22 protein-coding genes are annotated in these 22,228 nt (G+C 73.3%); 16 read left to right on the top strand and 6 right to left on the bottom strand.

Features of this window, described 5'->3' with window-relative positions; all coding sequences use genetic code 11:
- Positions 1-28: 28 nt before the first annotated feature.
- The gene (locus ACYP53_RS28975; RefSeq protein ID WP_459649569.1) at positions 29-1,183 is read left to right on the top strand and encodes a DUF2510 domain-containing protein; all 1,155 of its coding nucleotides are present in this window, start codon (positions 29-31) and stop codon (positions 1,181-1,183) included.
- Positions 1,184-1,369: 186 nt separating this feature from the next.
- Here ACYP53_RS28975 and ACYP53_RS28970 read toward each other — a convergent pair whose 3' ends face one another.
- The 3 genes from ACYP53_RS28970 to ACYP53_RS28960 all read right to left on the bottom strand — a co-directional run bounded on the left by ACYP53_RS28970 (position 1,370) and on the right by ACYP53_RS28960 (position 4,219).
- Complete coding sequence (locus tag ACYP53_RS28970; protein ID WP_459649568.1) at positions 1,370-2,284, bottom strand: lytic polysaccharide monooxygenase auxiliary activity family 9 protein; 915 nt, start codon at positions 2,282-2,284, stop codon at positions 1,370-1,372.
- Positions 2,285-2,525: 241 nt separating this feature from the next.
- The gene (locus tag ACYP53_RS28965) at positions 2,526-2,939 is read right to left on the bottom strand and encodes a hypothetical protein (protein WP_459649567.1); all 414 of its coding nucleotides are present in this window, start codon (positions 2,937-2,939) and stop codon (positions 2,526-2,528) included.
- Between the two features lie 62 nt (positions 2,940-3,001).
- Entirely contained in the window at positions 3,002-4,219 is a 1,218-nt protein-coding gene (locus ACYP53_RS28960) for an alanine racemase (protein WP_189920845.1), read from the bottom strand.
- 151 nt (positions 4,220-4,370) lie between these two features.
- On the opposite strand from ACYP53_RS28960, the gene ACYP53_RS28955 reads away from it, so the two are divergent.
- Positions 4,371-5,144: an SseB family protein gene (locus ACYP53_RS28955; RefSeq protein ID WP_459649566.1), complete on the top strand. Its 774-nt coding sequence runs from the start codon at positions 4,371-4,373 to the stop codon at positions 5,142-5,144.
- Between the two features lie 78 nt (positions 5,145-5,222).
- On the opposite strand, the gene ACYP53_RS28950 is transcribed toward ACYP53_RS28955, so the two are convergent.
- Complete coding sequence (locus ACYP53_RS28950; RefSeq protein WP_229928911.1) at positions 5,223-5,600, bottom strand: DUF1844 domain-containing protein; 378 nt, start codon at positions 5,598-5,600, stop codon at positions 5,223-5,225.
- Positions 5,601-6,089: 489 nt separating this feature from the next.
- Here ACYP53_RS28950 and infC point away from each other — a divergent pair, with 489 nt between their 5' ends.
- The 11 genes from infC to ACYP53_RS28895 all read left to right on the top strand — a co-directional run bounded on the left by infC (position 6,090) and on the right by ACYP53_RS28895 (position 17,338).
- Positions 6,090-6,851, top strand: a complete 762-nt coding sequence (gene infC, locus ACYP53_RS28945; protein ID WP_189921078.1) for a translation initiation factor IF-3 — start codon at positions 6,090-6,092, stop codon at positions 6,849-6,851.
- Positions 6,852-6,992: 141 nt separating this feature from the next.
- Entirely contained in the window at positions 6,993-7,187 is a 195-nt protein-coding gene (gene rpmI, locus ACYP53_RS28940; protein WP_030055648.1) for a 50S ribosomal protein L35, read from the top strand.
- 109 nt (positions 7,188-7,296) lie between these two features.
- Positions 7,297-7,692, top strand: coding sequence for a 50S ribosomal protein L20 (gene rplT, locus ACYP53_RS28935; RefSeq protein ID WP_030055649.1), 396 nt, complete (start codon positions 7,297-7,299; stop codon positions 7,690-7,692).
- Between the two features lie 131 nt (positions 7,693-7,823).
- Positions 7,824-8,690, top strand: coding sequence for a TrmH family RNA methyltransferase (locus ACYP53_RS28930; protein WP_189920841.1), 867 nt, complete (start codon positions 7,824-7,826; stop codon positions 8,688-8,690).
- A gap of 187 nt (positions 8,691-8,877) precedes the next feature.
- Positions 8,878-9,981, top strand: a complete 1,104-nt coding sequence (locus tag ACYP53_RS28925) for a sensor histidine kinase (RefSeq protein WP_459649565.1) — start codon at positions 8,878-8,880, stop codon at positions 9,979-9,981.
- Between the two features lie 264 nt (positions 9,982-10,245).
- Complete coding sequence (gene pheS, locus ACYP53_RS28920; RefSeq protein WP_189920837.1) at positions 10,246-11,367, top strand: phenylalanine--tRNA ligase subunit alpha; 1,122 nt, start codon at positions 10,246-10,248, stop codon at positions 11,365-11,367.
- The gene (gene pheT / locus ACYP53_RS28915) at positions 11,367-13,868 is read left to right on the top strand and encodes a phenylalanine--tRNA ligase subunit beta (RefSeq protein WP_189920835.1); all 2,502 of its coding nucleotides are present in this window, start codon (positions 11,367-11,369) and stop codon (positions 13,866-13,868) included. The genes pheS and pheT overlap by 1 nt, the downstream gene beginning before the upstream one ends.
- 178 nt (positions 13,869-14,046) lie before the next feature.
- Entirely contained in the window at positions 14,047-14,484 is a 438-nt protein-coding gene (locus tag ACYP53_RS28910; RefSeq protein WP_459649564.1) for a GntR family transcriptional regulator, read from the top strand.
- Positions 14,484-15,410 carry an ATP-binding cassette domain-containing protein gene (locus ACYP53_RS28905; RefSeq protein WP_459649563.1) on the top strand — a complete coding sequence of 309 codons (927 nt, stop codon included), beginning with the start codon at positions 14,484-14,486 and terminating at the stop codon, positions 15,408-15,410. Before ACYP53_RS28910 ends, ACYP53_RS28905 begins: the two co-directional genes overlap by 1 nt.
- Positions 15,407-16,372 carry an ABC transporter permease subunit gene (locus ACYP53_RS28900; RefSeq protein ID WP_459649562.1) on the top strand — a complete coding sequence of 322 codons (966 nt, stop codon included), beginning with the start codon at positions 15,407-15,409 and terminating at the stop codon, positions 16,370-16,372. Before ACYP53_RS28905 ends, ACYP53_RS28900 begins: the two co-directional genes overlap by 4 nt.
- 123 nt (positions 16,373-16,495) lie before the next feature.
- Positions 16,496-17,338, top strand: a complete 843-nt coding sequence (locus ACYP53_RS28895) for a chitosanase (protein WP_459649561.1) — start codon at positions 16,496-16,498, stop codon at positions 17,336-17,338.
- Between the two features lie 113 nt (positions 17,339-17,451).
- Here ACYP53_RS28895 and ACYP53_RS28890 read toward each other — a convergent pair whose 3' ends face one another.
- The gene (locus ACYP53_RS28890; RefSeq protein ID WP_189920825.1) at positions 17,452-18,321 is read right to left on the bottom strand and encodes a 3-hydroxybutyryl-CoA dehydrogenase; all 870 of its coding nucleotides are present in this window, start codon (positions 18,319-18,321) and stop codon (positions 17,452-17,454) included.
- A 283-nt stretch (positions 18,322-18,604) separates the two neighbouring features.
- Between ACYP53_RS28890 and ACYP53_RS28885 the strand changes: the two genes are divergently transcribed.
- The gene (locus tag ACYP53_RS28885) at positions 18,605-19,423 is read left to right on the top strand and encodes an SDR family NAD(P)-dependent oxidoreductase (protein WP_189920823.1); all 819 of its coding nucleotides are present in this window, start codon (positions 18,605-18,607) and stop codon (positions 19,421-19,423) included.
- A 58-nt stretch (positions 19,424-19,481) separates the two neighbouring features.
- Here ACYP53_RS28885 and ACYP53_RS28880 read toward each other — a convergent pair whose 3' ends face one another.
- Positions 19,482-20,414, bottom strand: a complete 933-nt coding sequence (locus ACYP53_RS28880) for a polysaccharide deacetylase family protein (protein ID WP_459649560.1) — start codon at positions 20,412-20,414, stop codon at positions 19,482-19,484.
- Between the two features lie 208 nt (positions 20,415-20,622).
- Between ACYP53_RS28880 and ACYP53_RS28875 the strand changes: the two genes are divergently transcribed.
- Together ACYP53_RS28875 and ACYP53_RS28870 are read left to right on the top strand one after the other, a co-directional pair.
- Positions 20,623-21,507, top strand: coding sequence for an SAM-dependent methyltransferase (locus ACYP53_RS28875; protein WP_459649559.1), 885 nt, complete (start codon positions 20,623-20,625; stop codon positions 21,505-21,507).
- A 199-nt stretch (positions 21,508-21,706) separates the two neighbouring features.
- Positions 21,707-22,222 carry an FBP domain-containing protein gene (locus ACYP53_RS28870; protein ID WP_189920818.1) on the top strand — a complete coding sequence of 172 codons (516 nt, stop codon included), beginning with the start codon at positions 21,707-21,709 and terminating at the stop codon, positions 22,220-22,222.
- Positions 22,223-22,228: the final 6 nt, after the last annotated feature.

Below are 22,228 nucleotides of genomic sequence, written 5' to 3'. Positions count from 1 at the left end.
TTATCCGGCTGCCTTTAGATTCTTTGCTGTGAGTGAGCAGATCCCCGCCGGGTGGTACCCGGACCCGAAGGACCCCACCGGCGACCCGAGGCCGCAGCGGTGGTGGGACGGCAAGGGCTGGACGGCCGACACCCGGCCCGCACCCTCGGACGCCCCGGAGCCCGCTGCGCCCGACGCGTCCGATGCGGCCGGCGCTCCGGGGCCGGAGACGACCGAGCAGTCCAGGGTGCTGGAGGGCGAGGTCCTGGGGAGCGGCCCGACCGTCCGCTACCCGGAGCCGCCGCCCTTCGGCGCCGCCTACGGTTCGCCCGCGCCGCCGCCGCGCAAGCCCTGGCGCAAGCCGTCCAAGCTGGTCGTGGCGACGGCTGTCGCCGCCCTGCTCGGCCTGGGCGCGGGCTCCGGGATCACCTACCTGGCGATGGACGGCCACGGGGACAAGGCCAAGCCGGCGGCCCAGCACGTCCCCAAGGGCGGCTTCGGCCCCTGGGACGGCTACCCGGGCGGCCCCGGCGGCAACGACGGCGGCAGCGGTGACGGCGGAAGCGGCGGGAACGGCAACGGCGGCAGCGGGGACGGCAAGGGCAACGGGAAGGGCAACGGCAACGGCAAGGTGCGGCCGAACGCCGACACCGCGATCGACGTGGTGAACCGCCTCACCCTGCCGGTCCCGAACGGCTGGCAGGCCGGCACCACCGGCAAGGGCTACGCGATGATCACCGTCGGCTCGTACACCTGCGCCGACGGCAACGGCGAATGCACCCTCGGCGGGGTCAACACCGGCCGGATCGACGGCGGCGGCACCGACGTCCAGGCGGCGGCCAAGGCCGACATCGCGGCGGTCGCCAAGGAGTCGTACGGCGACGTCACCGGGCACCAGGAGCTCAAGTCCGAGGCCGTCAAGGTCAACGGGAAGGACGGCTACCTGGTCCGCTGGAAGGTGGACGCGCCCAAGGGCAACAACGGCTACGTGCAGACCGTGGTCTTCCCGTCCGCCGACGGCAAGGGGCTGGTGTCGGTGCACTTCGGCTTCGACATCGCCGACAAGGCGCCGGACGTCGCCGTGATGGACACCATCGTCAAGGGCATCACCGACTACAAGGGCAAGCTGCCGAGCATCCCGGGGCTGCCCGGCTCGGGCTCCGGGGCCGGCGGCGCCGGGGACGCGGGCGGCACCACCACCTGAGCCCCGCGCTCCTCACACGGCACACGGCGGCTGCCCACCCGGAGGTCCTCCCTCCCGGGCGGGCCGCCGCCGTTCGCTTGCTCGCCGTTGGCTGCCCCGCCGTTCGCTTCCTCGCCGGGCCGTGCCGCGGCGCCGCGGGAACCGGGCCGGACGGGGGTGTGACCGGCCCGGCGCCCGCGTCCGGCGTCAGGAGTCGCGTCGAACAGCCTCGACGCGACGGCGCCGGAGCACCATGCCGGCCCAGCCGACGCCGATCGCCGCGGCGCCGGCGAGCAGCAGCGGACCGGTGGCCGAGGTACCGGCCACGGCGGCGGAGGTGGTCGGGACGATCTGGCCGGCCGGGGCGTTCGGGTCCCCGCCGTGCCCGTGGTGGGCGACCGTGGACTTGGGCGCGTCCGCCGCGATCTGGGCGTCGCTGGGCGCGGCCGGGGCGTTGGCGGCGAGCGCCGTACCGGCCGCGTCGGCCTTGCCGAAGTCGACGTCGGAGCAGCTGTAGAACGCCTCCGGGCTGTCGCTGCGCTGCCAGACCATGTACAGCAGCTGGCGGCCGGTGCGCTGCGGCAGCGTGCCGGAGTAGGTGTAGTACCCGTCGGTGGCGGTCCGGGTGACCTGCACCTGGGCCACCGGCGTCGGGTCGAGGTCCGACCACTTCAGCGGCTTGGTGGGGTCGTAGGTCGGCTTGGTGATGTAGACGGTCTGGGTGCCGACGTGCGGCGCGGTGGTGCGGAACTGGAAGGTGAACGCGCCGGGCTTGACCGCGGTGGCCGGCCAGTCGGTGCGCGGCCAGTCCAGGGCCTTGTACTTGTCGCGGTTGGCCGAGCAGAGCTTGCCGTCCGGGATCAGCGCCTGGTGGTTGCCGGCGGCGTTGGCGATGTTGACCTCGTTCCAGTCGTACAGCGGCTGGGTGCCGCTCGCCGCGACGAGGTCCTTGCAGACCTGGGACACCGGGTGCTCGGGGCCCTCCGCGTAGCAGGCGGCGACCCGGCTGACGGGGTTGGTCATCGTGCCGTGGGCACTGGCGGTGCCGGCGGTGGTCGCGGCCACCGCGAGGACCGCGGCGCCGACCACACCGACGGACAGGGCACTTCGCTTGATGGACATGGGGTGGGGACTCCTTGACCGTCGTTCCGGGCGGGTGTGGGGGAACGGGCACGCCTGCCCGTTCGGAGGTCGCCGGCCCGGCGCGCGACCCCCGGCCAGAGCGTAGGATTGGTCTGGACCAGAGTGCAATAGCCGCGCGTGGGCCTCTTGTTGACGGACTGTAGGGCCCCGGGCAGCGCAAAGGCCCGATGGATGACGGTGGTTAGCCGTTCCATCGGGCCCGGTTAAGGCTGGGGAAAGGTCAGCGCTGCATGTTGTGGATGATGCCGGCCTGGATCACGGACTCGTTGTAGGTCCCGTTCTCGATCACGTTGATGATGTACGTCCCGCTGCTGGTCTTGCTGAACTGCCCCGGAGCGAAGTCCGAGAGGATGTCGAAGAGCTCCTCGGCCGCCTGCGGGTTCTCCCGGAACAGCGCGCGCAGCCGGTTACGGATGGCGGCGGCCTGGTCGGCCAGGACCTCCTGATCGCCGTCGGCCTCCAGCACCTCGGCGCGGATCACCTCCAGCTCCGCGCTGGCCTCCTCGTCCCGATCGCCGCGCCCGAACACCCGGGCGATCCGCGAACTGGCCTGGTTCCAGGCCGCTGTGGCCATCAGGCCGGCTACCGAAGTCGCCCCGGACCTCACCATCTCCTGCACGAGCTCGGTGTCCATGTGCCCCCTCCCGGGTCGGACTGCAGTGTCGCCACCACCGTAGGGCAAAGCCGGACGAAGCGTCAGAGGAACGTCTTCCCCTCGCCCCGGTACGTCGGCACGGTCCGTACGATCCGGTCGCCCTCGACGAGGTGCAGTTCGGCGAAGCGTTCGCACAGTTCGCCCGCCTTGGCGTGCCGGAACCAGACCCGGTCGCCGATCAGCAGGTCGTCCGCGGCGGAGCCGAGCAGGGGGGTCTGCACTTCCCCGGCGCCTTCCATCGGGTCGTAGCGCAGGCCCTCCGGCAGGTACGGCTGCGGTGAGCGGTCGGGGCCGGCCGCGCCGGAGGCGGGGTAGCCGCCGCCGAGCACCGTGACCACGCCGACGCCGGGCCGCCGCACCACGGGCTGGCCGAACAGGGCGGCCGGGCGGCCCCGGAACGAGCGGTAGTTGTCGAACAGCCGGGGCTGGTAGAGCCCGGAGCCGGCCGCCACCTCGGTGACGGCGCGTTCGGCGACAGTGGACTCCACGCTGCCGGTGCCGCCGCCGTTGACGAACTCCAGGTCGGCCACCCGACGCAGCCGCCGGACCACGGCGGCGCGCCGCTCGGCCAGTTCGGTCCGGGACCTGTCCTGCATCAGCCGGATCAGCCGCGAGCGCACCGGCCGTCCGGGCAGCCGGTCGCCCACCCCGGCGACGTGTCCCTCGTACGCCATCAGGCCGACGACCCGGAAGCCCCGGCGCTGCTGGACGAGTTCGGCGAAGGCGCCGAGGTCCTCGGGGGTGCGCAGCGGGGAGCGGCGGGCGCCGACCCGGACCCGTCCGCCGAGCAGGTGCAGCGCGGTGTCGAGTTCCAGGCAGACCCGTACTTCGGCGTCGCCGCCCCGGGCCTTGTCGATGAGGTCGAGCTGGGCCGGGTCGTCGAGGACGACGGCGATCTCCCGGGCGGCTTCCGGGTCGGCGGTCAGCTGGGCGAAGCCGTCCCGGTCGGCGGAGGGGTAGGCGAGCAGGATGTCGCGGACGCCGGTGCGGGCCAGCCAGAGCGACTCGTCCAGGGTGAAGCTCATCACCCCGGTGAAGCCGTCCGTGTTCAGGGTCCGTTCCAGCAGGGCCCGGCAGCGCACCGATTTGCTGGCGACCCGGACCGGCTTGCCGCCCGCCCGGCGCACCAGGTCGGCGGCGTTGGCGTCGAACGCGGCGAGGTCGACGATCGCCACCGGGCCGTCGAGGTGGGCGGTGGCGCGGTCGTACCGGAGGCGGTCGGAGACCGGGGCGGGCGCGGGCGCGTCGAGGATCACCATGGGCGCAGGGTGCCACAGCGGACTACCGGTGGGTAGGGCCTGTCTCGTGGATTTTGGCGCCCCGGGCCCGGCAAGGGTCCGCAGGACAGTCCCTCCGGGGCGCGGGCGGGGAAATGGGGCCGGTCGGGGGAGGTGGCATAGGGTCGGCGGGGTGGACCGCAAAGACTTCTCCAACCCGGCGTTCGTCGGCAAGAACATCCCGAACCCCGGCTTCGGCGACGACGACGGCACCGCCGATCCGGCGCTCGCCGAGGCCCTGGCCCGCTGGTCGGAGGACCGCGCGGCCGAGCCCGCGGTGCTGGCGGCGCTGATCCCCACCCGGCTGATGGTCCCGATCGTCGCGATCCTCGGCGAGGTGGAGGTGGACGAGCACGGGCACAAGCACGACAAGAGCAGCGACATGGCCGTCCCGGTGCTGGAGGCCCCGGACGGGCGCCGCGCGCTGCCGGCCTTCACGTCGCTGGAGTCGCTGGCCCGCTGGCGCGCCGACGCCCGTCCGGCGCCGACGGCCGCCCCGCAGGCGGCGATGGTGGCCTACTCGGAGCGCGCCGACACGCTGGTGATCGACCCGGCCGGGCCGGTGCCCTTCCAGCTGAGCGGGGCCCGGCTGCGGGCGCTCGCGGAGAACCGGCCGTTCCTGCCGCCGGCCCGGGACCCGGAGGTGCGGGAGGCGGTGCGGGCGCTGCTGGCGGCCGAGCCGCAGGTGGTCACCGGGCTGCTGGGGGCGTCCGGGAGCGCGGACGCGGTGCTCGCGGTGGTGTTCGACCCGGCGCTGGACCAGCCGGGGCTGCAGGCGGCCGCGCAGCGGGTCGGGCGGGCGGTGGCGGCCGATCCGCTGCTGCGGGTGCGGCTGGACCGGGGGCTGGAGCTCGCGGTACTGCCGGCGGGCGCGGAGCTGCCGTGGGAGCCGCTGTACAAGCGGTGAGCGGTGAGACGAACGCTGGCACGAACGGGTCCGCCCGCATGCTCACGTGAGCATGCGGGCGGACCCGTTCCGGCGGTCTCAGGCGTAGACCGGCCCGGTGAACTTCTCGCCCGGGCCCGCGCCCGGCGCGTCCGGGACGAGGGAGGCCTCGCGGAAGGCGAGCTGCAGCGAGCGCAGCCCGTCCCGCAGCGGCGCGGCGTGGAAGTTGCTGATCTCCGGGGCTCCGGCGGTGACCAGCCCGGCCAGCGCGGTGATCAGCTTGCGGGCCTCGTCCAGGTCCTTGTCCTTCTCGCCGCCCTCGGCGAGACCGCACTTGACGGCGGCCGCGCTCATCAGGTGGACGGCGACGGTGGTGATCACCTCGACGGCCGGGACCTCCGCGATGTCGCGGGTGAGGTCGTCGAAGCCGATCGCGTCGTCGTCCGGGCCGGGGGTCTGGGTGGGCTCGCTGCTCAAGGGGGGCTCGTTCCGTCGTGCCGTGATGGGTACAGGTGGAGCGTACAAGGGCCCCGGAGCACGTGGACGGGGCAGTGCGCGGGGGCGGAACGGCGGCGGAATAGCGTTCGACAGCGTGACGCTGTAAGCTTCGAGACTGACCGGCCGGGATCCCGCATGGGCGCCTGGCCAGCAAGTGGAGGCTCCACTGAGGAGGCCCGAGAGGGCAACCGCGAAAGTCTCCCACCTGGTCGGCCCGAGGGCCGACGGGTCCCCGGTCCGCGACGGGCGCCTGGCGCCGAGTCGCCGCAGCACCCCTCACCGGGTGCCGCCCCCGGTTGTGTGGAGCCCCGCTTGTACCGAGCGGGGCTTTTTTCGTGTCGCGGTGCACACGGTGCCTGAGGTACCCGGGCAGCGCAGCACGAATGAAGCCCCGCCCAGTGGTCGAGTCCACTACGTGCGACCGCCGTCCGACGGCCGCATCGCAGAAGGTGCAACCGAGGAGGCCCCATCAGCACCGAGCCCCGCATCAACGACCGGATCCGCGTTCCGGAGGTGCGACTCGTCGGTCCCAGCGGCGAGCAGGTCGGCATCGTGCCGCTTGCCAAGGCGCTGGAGCTTGCGCAGGAGTACGACCTCGACCTGGTCGAGGTCGCGGCGACCGCCCGGCCGCCGGTGTGCAAGCTCATGGACTACGGCAAGTTCAAGTACGAGTCGGCCATGAAGGCCCGTGAGGCGCGCAAGAACCAGGCGCACACGGTCATCAAGGAGATGAAGCTCCGGCCGAAGATCGACCCGCACGACTATGACACCAAGAAGGGTCACGTCGTCCGGTTCCTCAAGCAGGGCGACAAGGTCAAGATCACGATCATGTTCCGTGGTCGCGAGCAGTCCCGCCCCGAGCTGGGCTTCCGCCTGCTGCAGCGGCTCGCCGACGACGTCCAGGACCTGGGCTTCGTGGAGTCCTCGCCCAAGCAGGACGGCCGTAACATGATCATGGTTCTTGGCCCGCACAAGAAGAAGACCGAGGCGATGGCCGAGGCCCGTGCCCTCGCGGACGCCCGCAAGGCCGAGCGTCAGGGCCGGGTCGCCGGCTCCGACGCCGCCGCGGACGACGACGCGCTGGCCGAGGACCTGGTGACCGAGGACCTGCTGACCGAGGACCTCGAGGCCGACGACGAGGTGGCCGAGGCGCAGGACGCCCCGGCCGAGGCGGCGGCCGACGAGGCCGACGCTCCGGTCGAGCAGCCGGCCGCCTCCCAGGGCGCCTGAGCCTCACGGCCAGGACGGCCCGGGAGACCGGCCCCCAAGGGTGACGGGCGTCCCGCCCGGTCACCGCAGATCCATCCAGTTCACGCCCGTGTGGCAGAAGCCGCGCGGGCGTGGACGGGACCGACGAGGAGATACGGCGAAATGCCGAAGCAGAAGACGCACAGTGGCGCCAGCAAGCGCTTCAAGATCAGTGGCTCTGGCAAGGTGCTGCGCGAGCGCGCCGGCCGCCGCCACCTCCTGGAGCACAAGCCCTCGACGCTGACCCGCAAGCTGGCCGGGACCGTCGAGCTGGCCCCCGCTGACGCCAAGAAGATCAAGAAGCTTCTCGGCAAGTGATCGCCTTCCCGCCCGGTGCGAGCCGTGCGCGGGGCAGCTGATCCTTCCCGACCCATTCGAATGACGGACCACGTGAAGTAGTCCGTGGTCCAACCCAAGGAGTAATCAAGTGGCACGCGTCAAGCGGGCAGTCAACGCCCACAAGAAGCGCCGGGTCATCCTGGAGCGCGCCAGCGGCTACCGTGGCCAGCGCTCGCGCCTGTACCGCAAGGCCAAGGAGCAGGTCACCCACTCGCTGGTCTACAACTTCAACGACCGCAAGAAGCGCAAGGGCGACTTCCGTCAGCTGTGGATCCAGCGCATCAACGCTGCGGCCCGTGCCAACGGCATCACCTACAACCGCTTCGTGCAGGGCCTGAAGGCCGCCAGCGTCGAGATCGACCGCAAGATGCTGGCCGACCTGGCCGTCAACGACCCGGGTGCGTTCGCCTCCCTGGTCGAGGTCGCCCAGAAGGCGCTGCCGGCCGACGTGAACGCCCCGAAGGCCGCCGCGGACGCCGCCTGATCTTCCGAGATCGGTTGAGCTCTGACCGGACCCGCAGGCTCTCCTGCGGGTCCGGTTCTGCTTTTCTGCCCCTCAGTGACCTCCGTCCGCCGGCGCCCCCGAGAACGCCGGCGCCTCCAGAGAACGAGACCATGCCGAGCACCGAGACCCCCCTGCTGACCTCCCTGCGCTCCCCGCGCGTCGTCGCCGCCCGCCGGCTGGCCAAGCGCAACCAGCGCACCAAGGAGCGGCGCTTCCTGGCGGAGGGCCCGCAGGCCGTCCGGGAGGCCGTGGCCTTCGGCAGGCTGCCGGGCACGTCCGAGCACGCCGTGGTCGAGGTCTACGTGGGCCTGGAGGCCGCCGAACGGCACGCGGACATCGTCGAGGCCGCGCTGGCCGAGGGGCTGCCCGTGCTGACCGCCACGGACGAGGTGATCGCCGACATCTGCGACACGGTGACCCCGCAGGGCATCGTGGCGCTCTGCCGCTTCATCGACACCCCGTTCGCCGAGGTGCTGGAGGCCCGCCCGAAGCTGGTCGCGATCCTCGCGCACGTGCGCGACCCCGGGAACGCCGGCACCGTGCTGCGCACCGCCGACGCGGCCGGCGCGGACGCCGTGGTGCTCACCGACGCCTCGGTCGACCTCTACAACCCGAAGGCCGTCCGGGCCTCCGTGGGCAGCCTGTTCCACCTGCCGGTGGCGGTCGGCGTGCCGGTCGAGGAGGCCGTCGCCAGGCTGCGCGAGGCCGGCATCCGGGTGCTCGCCGCGGACGGCGCGGGGGAGCGCGACCTGGACCAGGAGCTGGACGAGGGCACCCTGGGCGCGCCCGGCGCGTGGCTGTTCGGCAACGAGGCGTGGGGGCTTCCGGAGGAGACCCGCGCGCTCACCGACGAGGTCGTGCGCGTCCCGATCCACGGCCACGCCGAGAGCCTCAACCTGGCCACCGCCGCGGCCGTCTGCCTGTACGCCTCGGCCCGGGCGCAGCGTTCGCCCGGCGGCTGCCGCTCGAACGCCTGACGCACCGGACGGGCGTGCCGTGCGGGTCCCCGCCGGGCCCGCCGCGGCCCGATCCGGCGGAACCCGCGGGACACGCCCCGGGCGCGCCGGGATCACCCCGTTGCAAGCCCTACTGCGGGGGCCTGCGAGGCGCTAGGGTCTGCCTCGGTGGGGGGAACGGCACGGTGGGTAATCGGGGAGGCAACCCATGGTCGGCAGCGGGCCCGAGCTCGACCCGGACGACCTGCCGGACGGCCTGGTGGTCGCCGACGCGCTGGGCCGGGTGGTCTGCTTCAACCGGGCCGCGGCCCGGCTCACCGGCGTGCTCCCGGAGGCCGCGCTCGGCTGCGGGCTGGAGGACGTCCTCCCGCTGGAGGACCTGGACGGCCGCCGCTGGTGGCAGCTGACCGACCCGTACGGCGGCCTGGCCACCCGTACCCGCCAGCCGGAGCGCAACCTGCTGCTGCCCGGGGGCCGGGAGGTGCTGGTCTCCGCCCGGTACGTCCGTACGGCGCCCTGCGGGCCGCTGGAGCGCCTGGTGATCGCCCTGCGCGGCACCGAGGCCCGGCGCCGCACCGAGCGCAGCCACGCCGAGCTGATCGCCACCGTCGCGCACGAGCTGCGCTCCCCGCTCACCAGCGTCAAGGGCTTCACGGCGACGCTGCTGGCCAAGTGGGAGCGGTTCACCGACGGGCAGAAGCGGCTGATGCTGGAGACGGTGGACGCGGACGCCGACCGGGTCACCCGGCTGATCGCCGAGCTGCTGGACATCTCCCGGATCGACGCGGGCCGGCTGGAGCTGCGCAAGCAGGTGGTCGACCTGGCCGCGGCGGTGCGTCGGCACGTCGAGCGCAAGGTGGCCACCGGCATCCCCGAGGAGCGCTTCGACGTCCGGATCGCCGAGCCGCTGACCGTGCTGTGGGCCGACCCGGACAAGGTCGACCAGGTGCTCGGCAACCTGCTGGAAAATGCGGTGCGGCACGGGGAGGGAACTGTCACGATCGAGGTGGCACCGGCCAAGGAGGTCGTCGAGGCACCCGTCTGGGAGCGCTCCGGCACCCCGCCCCGCATCGTGGAAGGCACAGCGGTCACCGTGAGCGACGAAGGCAGCGGCATCCCCGAGGAGTCGATGCCGCGCGTCTTCACCCGCTTCTGGCGCGGCTCCAAGCGCGGCGGCACGGGCCTCGGCCTCTACATCGTCAAGGGCATCGTGGAGGCCCACGGCGGCTCGATCCGCGTCGACCGCGCGCCCGGCGGCGGCGCCCGGTTCCGATTTATCCTGCCCGCCGGCGTGCCCGACTTCATGCTCTGAAAGAGCATGAACGACGAGCAGAGCATGCTCCGAAGGAGCTCTGAGGTCCCGCCGGACGGGCTTCGCGCCAGCGGTGCTACGCGCTGCGACTACACTCGACCTTTGGCGTCGCGCAACGCCCTGCGCGGCTGAGCCGCGGACACCCACTCCCGTGAGCCTCCGGTGAACGGTGACCGGCTGCCCGTGCCCCGGCCCCGCCGGGCGTGACGTGAAGGCGAGCCCACACACCTGAGCACGGACGAGCAGGAGCACGGGAAGATAGAGATGTCGGCACCCAACAAGTCGTACGACCCGGTAGAGGTCGAGGCCCTGAAGCCCGAGGTGGTGGAGCAGGCGCGGGACGAGGCGATCGCCGCCTTCGCCGCCGCCGGCACCCTGGACGAGCTGAAGCAGGCCAAGGTCGCCCACACCGGCGACCGGTCCCCGCTCTCGCTCGCCAACCGCGAGATCGGCGCCCTGCCCCCGCACGCCAAGGCCGCCGCGGGCAAGCTGATCGGCCAGGCCCGCGGGGCCGTCAACCAGGCCCTCGCCAAGCGGCAGGCCGAGCTGGAGGCGGAGCGGGACGCCCGCGTGCTGGTCGAGGAGGCGGTGGACGTCACGCTGCCGTTCGACCGCGCCCCGCGCGGCGCCCGGCACCCGCTGACCACCATGGCCGAGCGCATCGAGGACACCTTCGTCGCGATGGGCTACCAGGTGGCCGAGGGCCCCGAGGTCGAGGCCGAGTGGCTCAACTTCGACGCCCTCAACCTGGGCCCGGACCACCCGGCCCGCTCGATGCAGGACACGTTCTTCGTCCAGGCCCCGGACGGCTCCGCCGACTCCGGCGTGGTGCTGCGCACCCAGACCTCCCCGGTCCAGGCCCGCACGATGCTCGACCGCGAGCCCCCCATCTACGTGATCTGCCCCGGCCGGGTCTACCGGACCGACGAGCTGGACGCGACCCACACCCCGGTCTTCCGCCAGGTCGAGGGCCTCGCGGTGGACGAGGGCATCACCTTCGCCGACCTCAAGGGCACCATCGAGGTCCTGGTCGAGAAGCTGATCGGCGACCACCTGGAGCTGCGCTGGCGGCCCTCGTACTTCCCGTTCACCGAGCCGTCGGCCGAGGTCGACCTGCAGTGCTTCGTGTGTCTCGGTGCGAGCGTCGGCAACCCGGACCGGCCGTGCCGCACCTGCTCCTCCGAGGGCTGGATCGAGCTCGGCGGCTGCGGCGTGGTCAACCCGCGGGTGCTCGTCGCCTGCGGTGTCGACCCGAACCGCTACAGCGGGTTCGCCTTCGGCCTGGGCCTGGAGCGGATCCTGATGAATCGCCACAACGTCGCCGACATGCGCGACATGGTCGAGGGTGACGTGCGCTTCACCCTCCCGTTCGGGATGGAGATCTGATGCGCGTCCCGCTTTCCTGGCTGCGCGAGTACGTCGACCTGCCGGCCGGGGCGACCGGCCGTGACGTCGCGGAGCGCCTGGTCCGGGCCGGCCTGGAGGTCGAGACCGTCGAGCAGATCGGCGCCGACCTCAAGGGTCCGCTGGTGGTCGGCGAGGTGCTCTCCATCGAGGAGCTGACCGGCTTCAAGAAGCCGATCCGGCACTGCTTCGTCAACGTCGGCGCCGCCAACGGCACCGGCGAGCCGCAGGAGATCGTCTGCGGCGCGACCAACTTCGCCGTCGGCGACAAGGTCGTCGTCGTGCTGCCCGGCGCCGTGCTGCCCGGCCCGTTCCCGATCGCGGCCCGCCAGACCTACGGTCACACCTCGGCCGGCATGATCTGCTCCGCCCGCGAGCTGGGCATGGGCGACGAGCACAACGGCATCATCGTGCTCCCGCCGGAGTACGAGCCCGGCACCGACGCCGTCGAGCTGCTCCAGCTCGTCGACGAGGTGCTCGACATCGCCGTCACCCCGGACCGCGGCTACTGCCTGTCCATGCGCGGCGTGGCCCGTGAGGCCGCCGCCGCGTACGGGCTGCCGCTGGCCGACCCGGCGCTGCTCGACGTGCCGCCGGCCAACTCCTTCGGCTACCTGGTCAAGGTCAACGACCCGGCCGGCTGCGACCGCTTCGTGGCCCGTACGGTCGTCGGCGTCGACCCGAACGCCAAGTCCCCGCTGTGGCTGCAGCGCCGGCTGCAGAAGTCGGGCATCCGCCCGATCTCGCTGACCGTCGACATCACCAACTACGTGATGCTGGAGGTCGGCCAGCCGCTGCACGCCTACGACAAGCAGCGCGTGAACGGCCCGATCACGGTCCGCCGGGCGGAGCAGGGCGAGACCCTGACCACGCTCGACGGGGTCGAGCGCAAGCTCGCCGCCGAGGACCTGCTGATCTGCGACAACAGCGGCCCGATCGGCCTGGCCGGCGTCATGGGCGGCGCCTCCACCGAGATCCTCGACCCGGCCGCCGGCCCGGGCACCACCGAGGTGATCATCGAGGCGGCGCACTTCGACCCGGTCGCCATCGCCCGCACCGCCAAGCGGCACAAGCTGCCCTCCGAGGCGTCCAAGCGCTTCGAGCGCGGCGTCGACCCGGAGGCCGCCCGCGCCGCCGCGCAGCGCGCCGTCGACCTGCTGGTCCTGATCGCCGGCGGCACCGACGAGGCCGGGGTCACCGACATCGCGGCCCCGCACCCGGTGCGCACCATCACCATCGCCGCCGACCTGCCCGACCGGGTGGCCGGCACGGCGTACGGCCGCGAGACCGTCACCCGGCGTCTGCAGGAGGTCGGCTGCTCGGTCGCCGGCGCCGACGTCCTGGAGGTCACCCCGCCGACCTGGCGCCCCGACCTCACCGACCCGTACGACCTCGCGGAGGAGGTCATCCGGCTGGAGGGCTACGACAACGTCCCCGCCCGGATGCCGAACGTGCCGCCGGGCAAGGGGCTGACCGAGGGCCAGCGGATCAACCGCCGGATCGGGGTCGCCCTGGCCGCGGCCGGCTACGTCGAGGTCAACAACTACCCGTTCCTCGGCGAGACCGCCTGGGACGCGCTCGGCCTGGAGGCGGACGACCGCCGCCGCCGGACGGTGAAGCTGGTCAACCCGCTCAACGACGAGGAGCCGGCGCTGCGCACCACGCTGTTGCCGGGCCTGCTCGGAGCGCTGCGCCGCAACATCGGCCGGGGCAACACCGACCTCGCGATCTACGAGACCGGTACCGTCTTCCTGCCCAAGGACGAGCTGTCCGTGGCCCCGCGCCCGGCCGTCGACCACCGGCCCAGCGCCGAGGAGCTGGCCGAGCTGGACGCCGCGCTGCCGGACCAGCCGCGCCGGATCGCCGTCGCCCTCGCGGGCGAGCGGCTGCCGTCGGGCTGGTGGGGCAAGGGCTCCGAGGCCTCCTGGGCGGACGCCGTCGAGGCGGCCCGCACGGTGGCCCGCGCGGCCGGCGTCGAGCTGACCGTCCGCCAGGGCCAGCTGGCGCCCTGGCACCCGGGCCGCTGCGCGGAGCTGGTCGTGGCCGGCACCGACCGGGTGGTCGGCCACGCCGGTGAGCTGCACCCGCGGGTGGTCAAGGCGCTCGGGCTGCCGGCCCGGTCCGCCGCGATGGAGATCGACGTCGACCTGCTCACCGCCGACGGCGCCGAGCGGGTCAGCGGCCCGACCGTCTCCGGCTTCCCGGTGGCCACCCAGGACGTCGCGCTGATCGTCGACACGGCGGTTCCGGCCGCCGACGTCGAGGCGGCGCTGCGCGCCGGCGCGGGCGAACTGCTGGAGGCCCTCCGGCTGTTCGACGTGTTCACCGGCGAGCAGGTGGGCGAGGGCAAGAAGTCGCTGGCGTACGCGCTGCGCTTCCGCGCCGTCGACCGCACCCTGACCGCCGACGAGGCCACCGCCGCCCGCGAGGCGGCCGTCGCCGAGGCCGTCGCCCGTACGGGCGCGGTGCTGCGCGGCGCCTGACCGGGTAGCCCGGAGGGGCCCCGCCACGGACCACGAGGTCCGCGGCGGGGCCCTTTCGCGTGTCCGGGGCCCTTTCGCGTGTCCGGGGCCTTTCGCGTACCCGGGGCCCGGCCCGGACCCCCGGCTTTGCCGAGGCTTGACTTGACGGTGCCTCAGTCCGTCCTTTATCTCTTTACCTATGGAAGTAGATAAAGCTGACGACCAGCCCTCTCCCATCGAGTTCCGCCTGGACCCGGCCTCCGGCGTCCCGACCTACCTGCAGCTCGTGCAACAGGTCGAACAGGCGCTGCGGATGGGCTGGCTGACCGAGGGGGACCGGCTGCCCCGGGTGCGCGAGGCGGTGGCCGGGCTGGCGATCAACCCGAACACCGTGCTCAAGGCGTACCGCGAGCTGGAGCACCGCGGCCTCGCGGTCGGCCGCCGGGGCCAGGGCACCTTCGTACGGGGGCTGCCCGCCGGGGTGGTGCCGCTGCGCGAACGGGCCGCGCTGCGGCGGGGGTTGCTGGACTGGATGCGCTCGGCGCGGACCGCCGGGCTGGACGAGGAGGGGATGGTCGCCGTGTTCGAGGACGCGCTGCGCGACCTGCGCGAGGGCCGGGACGGGGTGGTGGCCTGATGGCCGCGGACACGGTGATCGACTGCGCCGGGCTCGGCAGGCGCTACCGCCGCACCTGGGCGCTGCGGGACTGCCGGCTGGCCGTCCCCGCCGGGCACGTGGTGGCCCTGGTCGGCCCGAACGGCGCCGGCAAGTCCACGCTGCTCGGCCTGGCCGCCGGGCTGACCCTGCCCACCGAGGGCGCGATCACCGTCCTCGGCGACCAGGTGCCGGGCTCGCCGAGGGCCCTGGACCGGATCGGGTTCGTCGCCCAGAACGCCGCGCTCTACCCGGGCCTGCGGGTCCAGGACCTGCTCGCGATGGGCCGCCACCTCAACCGCCGCTGGGACGACGCCAGGGCCAGGGCCCACCTGGACGGCCTCGGCATCCCGCGGGACCGCCGGTACGGCCGCCTCTCCGGCGGCCAGCAGGCCCAGGTCTCGCTCGCCCTCGCGCTCGCCAAGCGCCCCGAACTCCTGCTGCTGGACGAGCCCTTGGCCGCCCTCGACCCGCTCGCCCGGCACGATTTCATGGCCGTGCTGCTGACCGCCGTGGCCGAGGACGGGCTGTCCGTGGTGTTCTCCTCGCACGCCGTCAACGAGCTGCGGCAGAGCTGCGACTACCTGGTGGTGCTCGGCGGCGGCCGGGTCCAGGTAGCGGGGGAGGTGGACGACCTGCTCGGCGGCCACCGGATGCTGACCGGCCCGACCGCCGAGGCGGACCGGGTCGCCGATCGGCTGCCGGTGGTCCGCGACCGCCGGGCCGGCGCCCAGTCCCACCTGCTGGTGCGCACCGGCGGGGTGGACGCCCCGGTCTCCGACGGCTGGCGCCAACAGCGCGTCGGCCTGGAGGAGTTGGTGCTCGCCTACCTGCGCGAGCCGACCGCCTCCGCCCTCCCCGGCCCGCGCGGGGCCGTCCGTCCGAACGAGAAAGTACTGCTGCCGTGAGCTCCCTGACCCTCGCGCCGCCCCGCTCCGCCGTCCTGCGGGCGGCCGGGCTGCGGCACCGCCCCGCGCTACGGACCCTGTCGGGCGTCCTGGCCGGGCTGCTCCTGGTACTGGCCGTCACCGGGTACCGGCTCCACGCGGGGCTCGACCGCTCCGGCGCCCAGGGGTGCGACATGGCGCTGCGGAGCTGCAACGAGCACTGGAAGGACTTCCTGCGCGAGTACGGCGCCGAGCTGGCGCTCGGCGGGAACCTGGTCTACTTCCTGGGCGGCGCCCTCGGGGCGTTCCTCGGGGCTCCGCTGCTGGCTCGGGAGTTCGAGCACGGCACGGTCCGCTTCGCCTGGACCCAGGGGGCCGGGCGCACCCGCTGGACGGTCGGCGGGCTGGTGCTCGTCGGCAGCGTGCTGGCCGTGGCGACGGCCCTGACGGCGGTGGTGCTCGACTGGTGGATCGCGCCGCTGGCCGTCCACGGGGGCCGGTTCACCCCGCTGGCGTTCACCAGTGCCCCGCCCGCGCTGGTCGGCCGGGTGCTGCTGGTCTTCGCGCTGTCCGCGCTCGTGGGGGCCGTGCTGCGCCGGACGCTGGTGGCGGTCGGGGTCGGGGTGGCGGCCTCGGTGGCGACCACCCTGGTCGCCGAGTCGCTGCGCTTCCACTACCGCGCACCGCTCGAGGACACGCTGCACACCCTCGCCCAGGCCTCGCTCGACCACCGCTGGGAGGGCGGCCTCTGGGTCACCGACCCGGCGGGGGAGCGGCTCGGCCTCGGCCGGCTCTACGACCTGGGCGGCGACTACTACGGGGCCCAGAAGCTGCTGAGCGAGGGCGGTTACTCGCTGCACGAGTCCTACCAGCCGGACGGCCGCTACTGGACCTTCCAGTTCGTCGAGTTCGGCTGGACGGCCCTGCTCGCCGTGGCCCTGTGCGCGGCGGCGGTCTGGTGGGTGCGGCGCCGGGCGGTCTGAGCTGCGGGTCCGATGATCGCTTGAAGAGTTTCCGTCAAAACCCTTGCGGGAGTGCGGGCGGGACCGCTTTCCTTTCTTCTCGTTAGGAAAGTTTCCTAACCCTACGAGGAATCGGAGCGTCCCATGCGCCCTCAGCCCCGTCGTGCCCTCCGCATAGCCCTCGCCGCGGCCCTGGTGGCCGCGCCCCTCACCCTCGCGGCCACCACGGCGGCCCAGGCCGCCCCCGCCGCGGCCTCGGCCGCCCAGCTCAAGGCCGCCGGCCTGGACGACCCGCACAAGAAGGACATCGCGATGCAGCTGGTGTCCAGCGCGGAGAACTCGTCGCTGGACTGGAAGGCCCAGTACAAGTACATCGAGGACATCAAGGACGGGCGGGGCTACACCGCCGGCATCATCGGCTTCTGCTCCGGCACCGGCGACATGCTGGAGCTCGTCCAGCACTACACCGACGTCAAGCCCGGCAACGTCCTGGCCAAGTACCTGCCCGCGCTGAAGAAGGTCAACGGCACCGACTCGCACGCCGGCCTCGGCTCCGCGTTCGAGCGGGACTGGGCCACCGCCGCCAAGGACACCGTCTTCCAGCAGGCCCAGAACGACGAGCGCGACCGGGTGTACTTCAACCCCGCCGTCCAGCAGGCCAAGGCCGACGGCCTGCGCGCGCTCGGCCAGTTCGCCTACTACGACGCCATCGTCATGCACGGCCCGGGCAACAGCTCGGACAGCTTCGGCGGCATCCGCGCCGCCGCCATGAAGAAGGCGAAGACGCCCGCCCAGGGCGGCGACGAGGCCACCTACCTCAAGGCGTTCCTGGACGCCCGCAAGGTCGTCATGAAGAAGGAGGAGGCCCACTCCGACACCAGCCGGGTGGACACCGAGCAGCTGGTCTTCCTCAACGCCAGGAACTTCGACCTCAACCCGCCGCTGAAGTGGAAGGTCTACGGCGACAGCTACGCCATCAACAGCTGACGCCCGGTCGAAGGTCGAACGGCGGGGCCCGGCGGCCGTCATCCGGTCGCCGGGCCCCGCCGCGTTCCCGCCGTGCTCCTGCCGCGTTTCCGTCGCGTTCGCGCCGGAAGGGATCAGGCGCCGGCGGTGTAGTCGTAGAAGCCGCGGCCGGACTTGCGGCCGAGCAGGCCCGCGTCGACCATCCGGGAGAGCAGCGGGGGAGCGGCGTACAGCGGCTCCTTGTACTCGTCGTACATCGACTCGGCGATCGAGACGATGGTGTCCAGGCCGATCAGGTCGCACAGCCGCAGCGGGCCCATCGGGTGGGCGCAGCCGGCCTCCATGCCCTTGTCGATGTCGGAGGCGGTGGCCACGCCCGACTCGAACATCCGGACCGCGGAGAGCAGGTACGGCACCAGCAGTGCGTTGACCACGAAGCCGGCCCGGTCGCGGGCGCGGATCGGCTCCTTGGCGAGCACCTGGGACGCGAAGGCCTCGACCCGCTCGGTGGTGGCCGCCGAGGTGGTCAGGGTCGGGATGACCTCGACCAGCTTCTGCACCGGCGCCGGGTTGAAGAAGTGCAGGCCGATGACCTGCTCCGGGCGCGAGGTGGCGGCGGCCAGCTTCACGATCGGGATCGAGGAGGTGTTGGAGGCGAGGATCGCGTCGCGGCGCTCGACGACCTGGTCCAGGGTCTGGAAGATCTTGACCTTGATGTCCTCGCGCTCGGCGACCGCCTCGACCACCAGGTCGCGGTCGGCGAAGTCGGACAGGTCGATCGTGAAGGACAGCCGGGACATCGCCTCGTCCCGCTGCTCGGGGGTCAGCTTGCCGCGCTTGACGGCGGTGTCCAGGGAGTTGGTGAGCCGGGTGCGGCCGAACTCCAGCGCCTCACCGGTGGCCTCCGACACCAGGACGTCCAGCCCGGCCCGGGCGAAGACCTCGGCGATGCCCGACCCCATCAGACCGCAGCCGACTACTCCGACGCGCGCGATGTCACTCACTCAGTTGCCCTTCGGTGGTGCTGGGGGTCGCCCAGCGACTGGTGGCCCAGCGAGCTGCTGGTCAGCGGGTCGGTGTACCGGAATGGGTGCACCGGTCACCGCCCCGACGACGTTACTACTCCGTACCGGCCAGTAGGTCACCCCCTCCCCGGCCGAGTGCCACCGCCGAGGACCCCCCGAACGGGTGAGCCGGGGGCCCGGGCCCGTGCGCCCGGGGGCACCGCCGCCCGGTGGCCGACAGAATGCCGCAGACGGGGCCGGGGGGCGGAAGGGAGCACACACGGTGTCGACGGGATCGCTCACAGGACAGGTCGCCCTGATCACCGGCGCAGGCCGGGGCATCGGCCGGGAGATCGCCATCGGCCTGGCCGCCGAGGGCATGGCCGTCGGCCTGGTCGGCCGCACCCACGGGACGCTGACCGACACCCTCAAGGAGTGCGTCAAGCACGGCTCCCGGGGCGTCGCCGTCGCCGCGGACGTCACCCGCCCCGGCTCGGTGCGCGAGGCCGTGCGGCTCGTCGAGCGCGACCTCGGCCCGATCGACCTCCTGGTCAACAACGCCGGCCTGGTCGACCGCGCCGAGGTGCCGATCTGGGAGACCGACGCCAACCAGTGGTGGCAGGTCGTCGAGACCAACCTGCGCGGCCCCTACAACCTGCTGCGCTGCGTGCTGCCCGGCATGGTCGCCCGGCGGCGCGGCCGGGTGCTCAACCTCAACTCCGGCTTCGCGCTGCGCCCGGACGGCCACTACACCGCGTACGCCACATCCAAGGGCGCGCTGCTCCAGCTCTCCGACAACATGGCGGACTCGCTCGCCCGGCACGACGTCGTGGTCCTCGACATCAGCCCGGGCGCGGTCGCCACCGACATGACCGCCGGGATGCCGATGTTCCGGGACATGAAGGCCTGGGGCTCCATCCCGTACATGGTCGCGGTCACCGTGGACGCCGCCCGCGGCCGCTTCGACGGGCTGCACGGGCGGTTCATCCACGTCGGGCGGGACGACCTGCAGGAGCTGGTCGACCGGGCCGACGCGATCCGGGCCTCGGACGCCCGTACGCTGCGGCTGCGCCCGTACAAGGACGACGACCCGATGGTCTGACCGGTCCCGCCCCTGCGGGCCCTACGCGTCCTGCGGGCCCCGCGCGTCCCGCGCCGCCCTACGCGCAGAGCTGGCTGGCGGTCACCGGCTTGAGCCCGGCCTTGGCGAGCCCGTCCAGGATGGCGGGCAGCGCGTCCACCGTGCACTGGTGGCCCATGTGCAGGGCCACCACCGAGCCGCCGCGCACCGCGTTCAGCACCCGGCGCTGGAGCTCGGCGGCCGGGGGGTCGTTGTAGTCGCGCGGGTCGACGTCAAAGGACAGCACGTGCTCGTAGCCGACGGCCCTGGCCTGCTCGCGCACCATCGGGGTGGCGTACTGGGCGGCGGAGGGGCGGAACCAGCGGCCGATCGAGCCGGTGAGCCGCTGCAGCCGCTCGGCGCACTGGGCGATCTCGGCGCGTGCCTGGTCCGGCGTCATGGCGGAGATGTTGAGGTGGTTCTGGGTGTGGTTGCCCAGCTCGTGGCCGCCGTCCAGGATCCGCCGGGCCATCTGCGGCTGCTGGTCGAGCCAGCTGCCGACGACCATCACGGTCAGTTTGGCGCCGCGCTGCTCGGCGATCTCCAGCAGCGCGGTGGCCAGCTTCGGGTCGCCGCTGCCGTGGAAGGTGAGTGCCACGTTCTTGCCGGTCCGCGCGCCGTACGCGACCTCGACCGGGGTGCCGGGCGCGAGCGGCGGCAGCGGGGGCGGGGTCGGCGGGGCGGAGGCCTGGGCGGCGGCCGCGGTCGGCCCGGCGGTCGGTTCGCCGGCCGGTTCGGTGGTGGGCAGGGGCTCGCCCGGGGTGGTCGGGGCGGGAGAGGCCGGGCCCTCGCCGCCGTTCCAGGCCGGGTCGGTGGTGTGCTGCGGGTCGACGGTGCCGGGGTGCGCGGCCAGCGCCCCCGGGTCGGCCCGGCGGTGGGCGCCGGTGCCGCAGGCGGTGAGGAGGCCGCCGGTGGCGGCGAGGGCGGCCAGCTGGGCGGCGGTGCGCAGTACGGTGCGGCGGTCGGCAGTCATCGGCAGCCAGCATAGAGAGGGCGGCTGCGGCGGGCGATCCGGCATGACCGGTGGGACCCGCCTTTGACGTGCACACATTCGGTCTACGGGCGTTGCGTAAACCTGAACTCCCGCTGTTTCCACGGCGTGTCGTTGGATACGATCACCGCGCACCGCGTGTTGACGGGCGGTCGCACAATTCCGGCATTGCGCATGGGGGGCGGACAGGATGCACGAGGACACCGCGGCGATCGGCGAGCCGACCGGCACCGACTGGCACTGGGCCAGAGCGGACGACTGGCGACCGCCGAGCGAGCTGGACACCGGCGTCCCGCACACGGCCCGGATGTACGACTACTACCTGGGCGGCAAGGACAACTTCGAGGTCGACCGCAAGGCCGCGCAGGCCGCGATAGCCGCCTACCCCGCACTGCCGCTGCTGGCCCGCACCAACCGGCAGTTCCTCGGCCGCGCCGTGGAGTCCGTGGCCGGCCGGGGCATCCGCCAGTTCGTCGACATCGGCACCGGCATCCCGGCCGTCGGCTCCACCAGCGAGGTCGCCCAGCGGGTCGCCCCGGACGCCCGCGTGGTGTACGTGGACAACGACCCGATCGTCGCCACCCACGCCCGCGCCCTCCTGGCGAGCCACCCCGCCGGGCACACCTCGGTGATCGAGGCCGACCTGCGCGACCCGGCCTCGATCCTGGCCCACCCGGCGCTGGCCGCCGCCGTCGACCTCTCCCAGCCCGTCGCGCTGATGCTGGTCGCCGTCCTGCACTTCATCCGGGACGAGGACGGCGCGCAGCGCATCGTCAGCACCCTGCGCGACGCGCTCGCCCCCGGCAGTGCCCTGATCCTCTCCCACGGCAGCCCCGACTTCGCCTCCCGGGAGAGCGCCGCCGAGGGCACCCGGATCTACCGGAGCGCCAGCGCCCCGCTCGTCCTGCGCCCGCGGGCCGATGTCGAACCCTTCTTCGGCGACTTCGAGTTCGTCGGCCCCGGGCTCGTCCAGCTCCCGCTCTGGCGCCCCACCGCGGGCCACGTCCCCACCACCGAACTCCCCGAGGGCTGGCAGGACGTCTCCGCCTACGCGGGCGTCGCGTTCAAGCCCTAACAGCCCCGTCGCCCCCGGCCCCGGCGCCTCCCTCCTACGCCGGGACCGGGTCAGCCCAACCTACGCACCGCCACTGACAACGCCTCACCCGGATCGGTGAGGACGCCCCGCGGCGGCTCGGCGTCCAGGCCGGGTACCCCGTACGAACCGGGAGAAATTGACGCGACAGGGCGGGCGGGCCGGTGTTAGCTTCCGGCGCATGGAACCCCTGAGTGAGAACGAGATCCGCGCGTCCTTCGTCAACTGCTCCAAGGGCGAGGCCCGTCGGCTCAACCTGCCCCGGGGTCTGGCCGAACTGCCCTGGGAGAGCCTGGACTTCCTCGGCTGGCGGGACCAGGGCGCGCCCGACCGGGCGTACCTGGTGGCGTCGTACGGCGGCGAGCCGGTCGGCGTCACGCTGCGGGTGCCGACGGTCCGGCGCAGCCTGACCAAGACCAACGTGTGCTCGCTCTGCATCACCGCGCACGCCGGCACCGGCGTCGCGCTGCTCGCCGCCCGCCGGGCCGGGGCGGCCGGGCGCGAGGGCAACACGGTCGGGACGTACATCTGCGCCGACCTCGCCTGCTCGCTCTACGTCCGCGGGCTGAAGAAGTCCACCCTGGTCACCCGGCCCGACGAGTCGTTGCCGCTGGAGGACCAGATCGCCCGGACGAGGGCCAACCTGGACGCCTTCCTCGGCCGGGTGCTCACCGACACCTCCGCAACGGCTGCCTAGCGTCCG

The organism is Kitasatospora sp. Ki12 (genome assembly GCF_054601375.1).
This window is presented reverse-complemented; position numbering and strand designations above follow the sequence as displayed.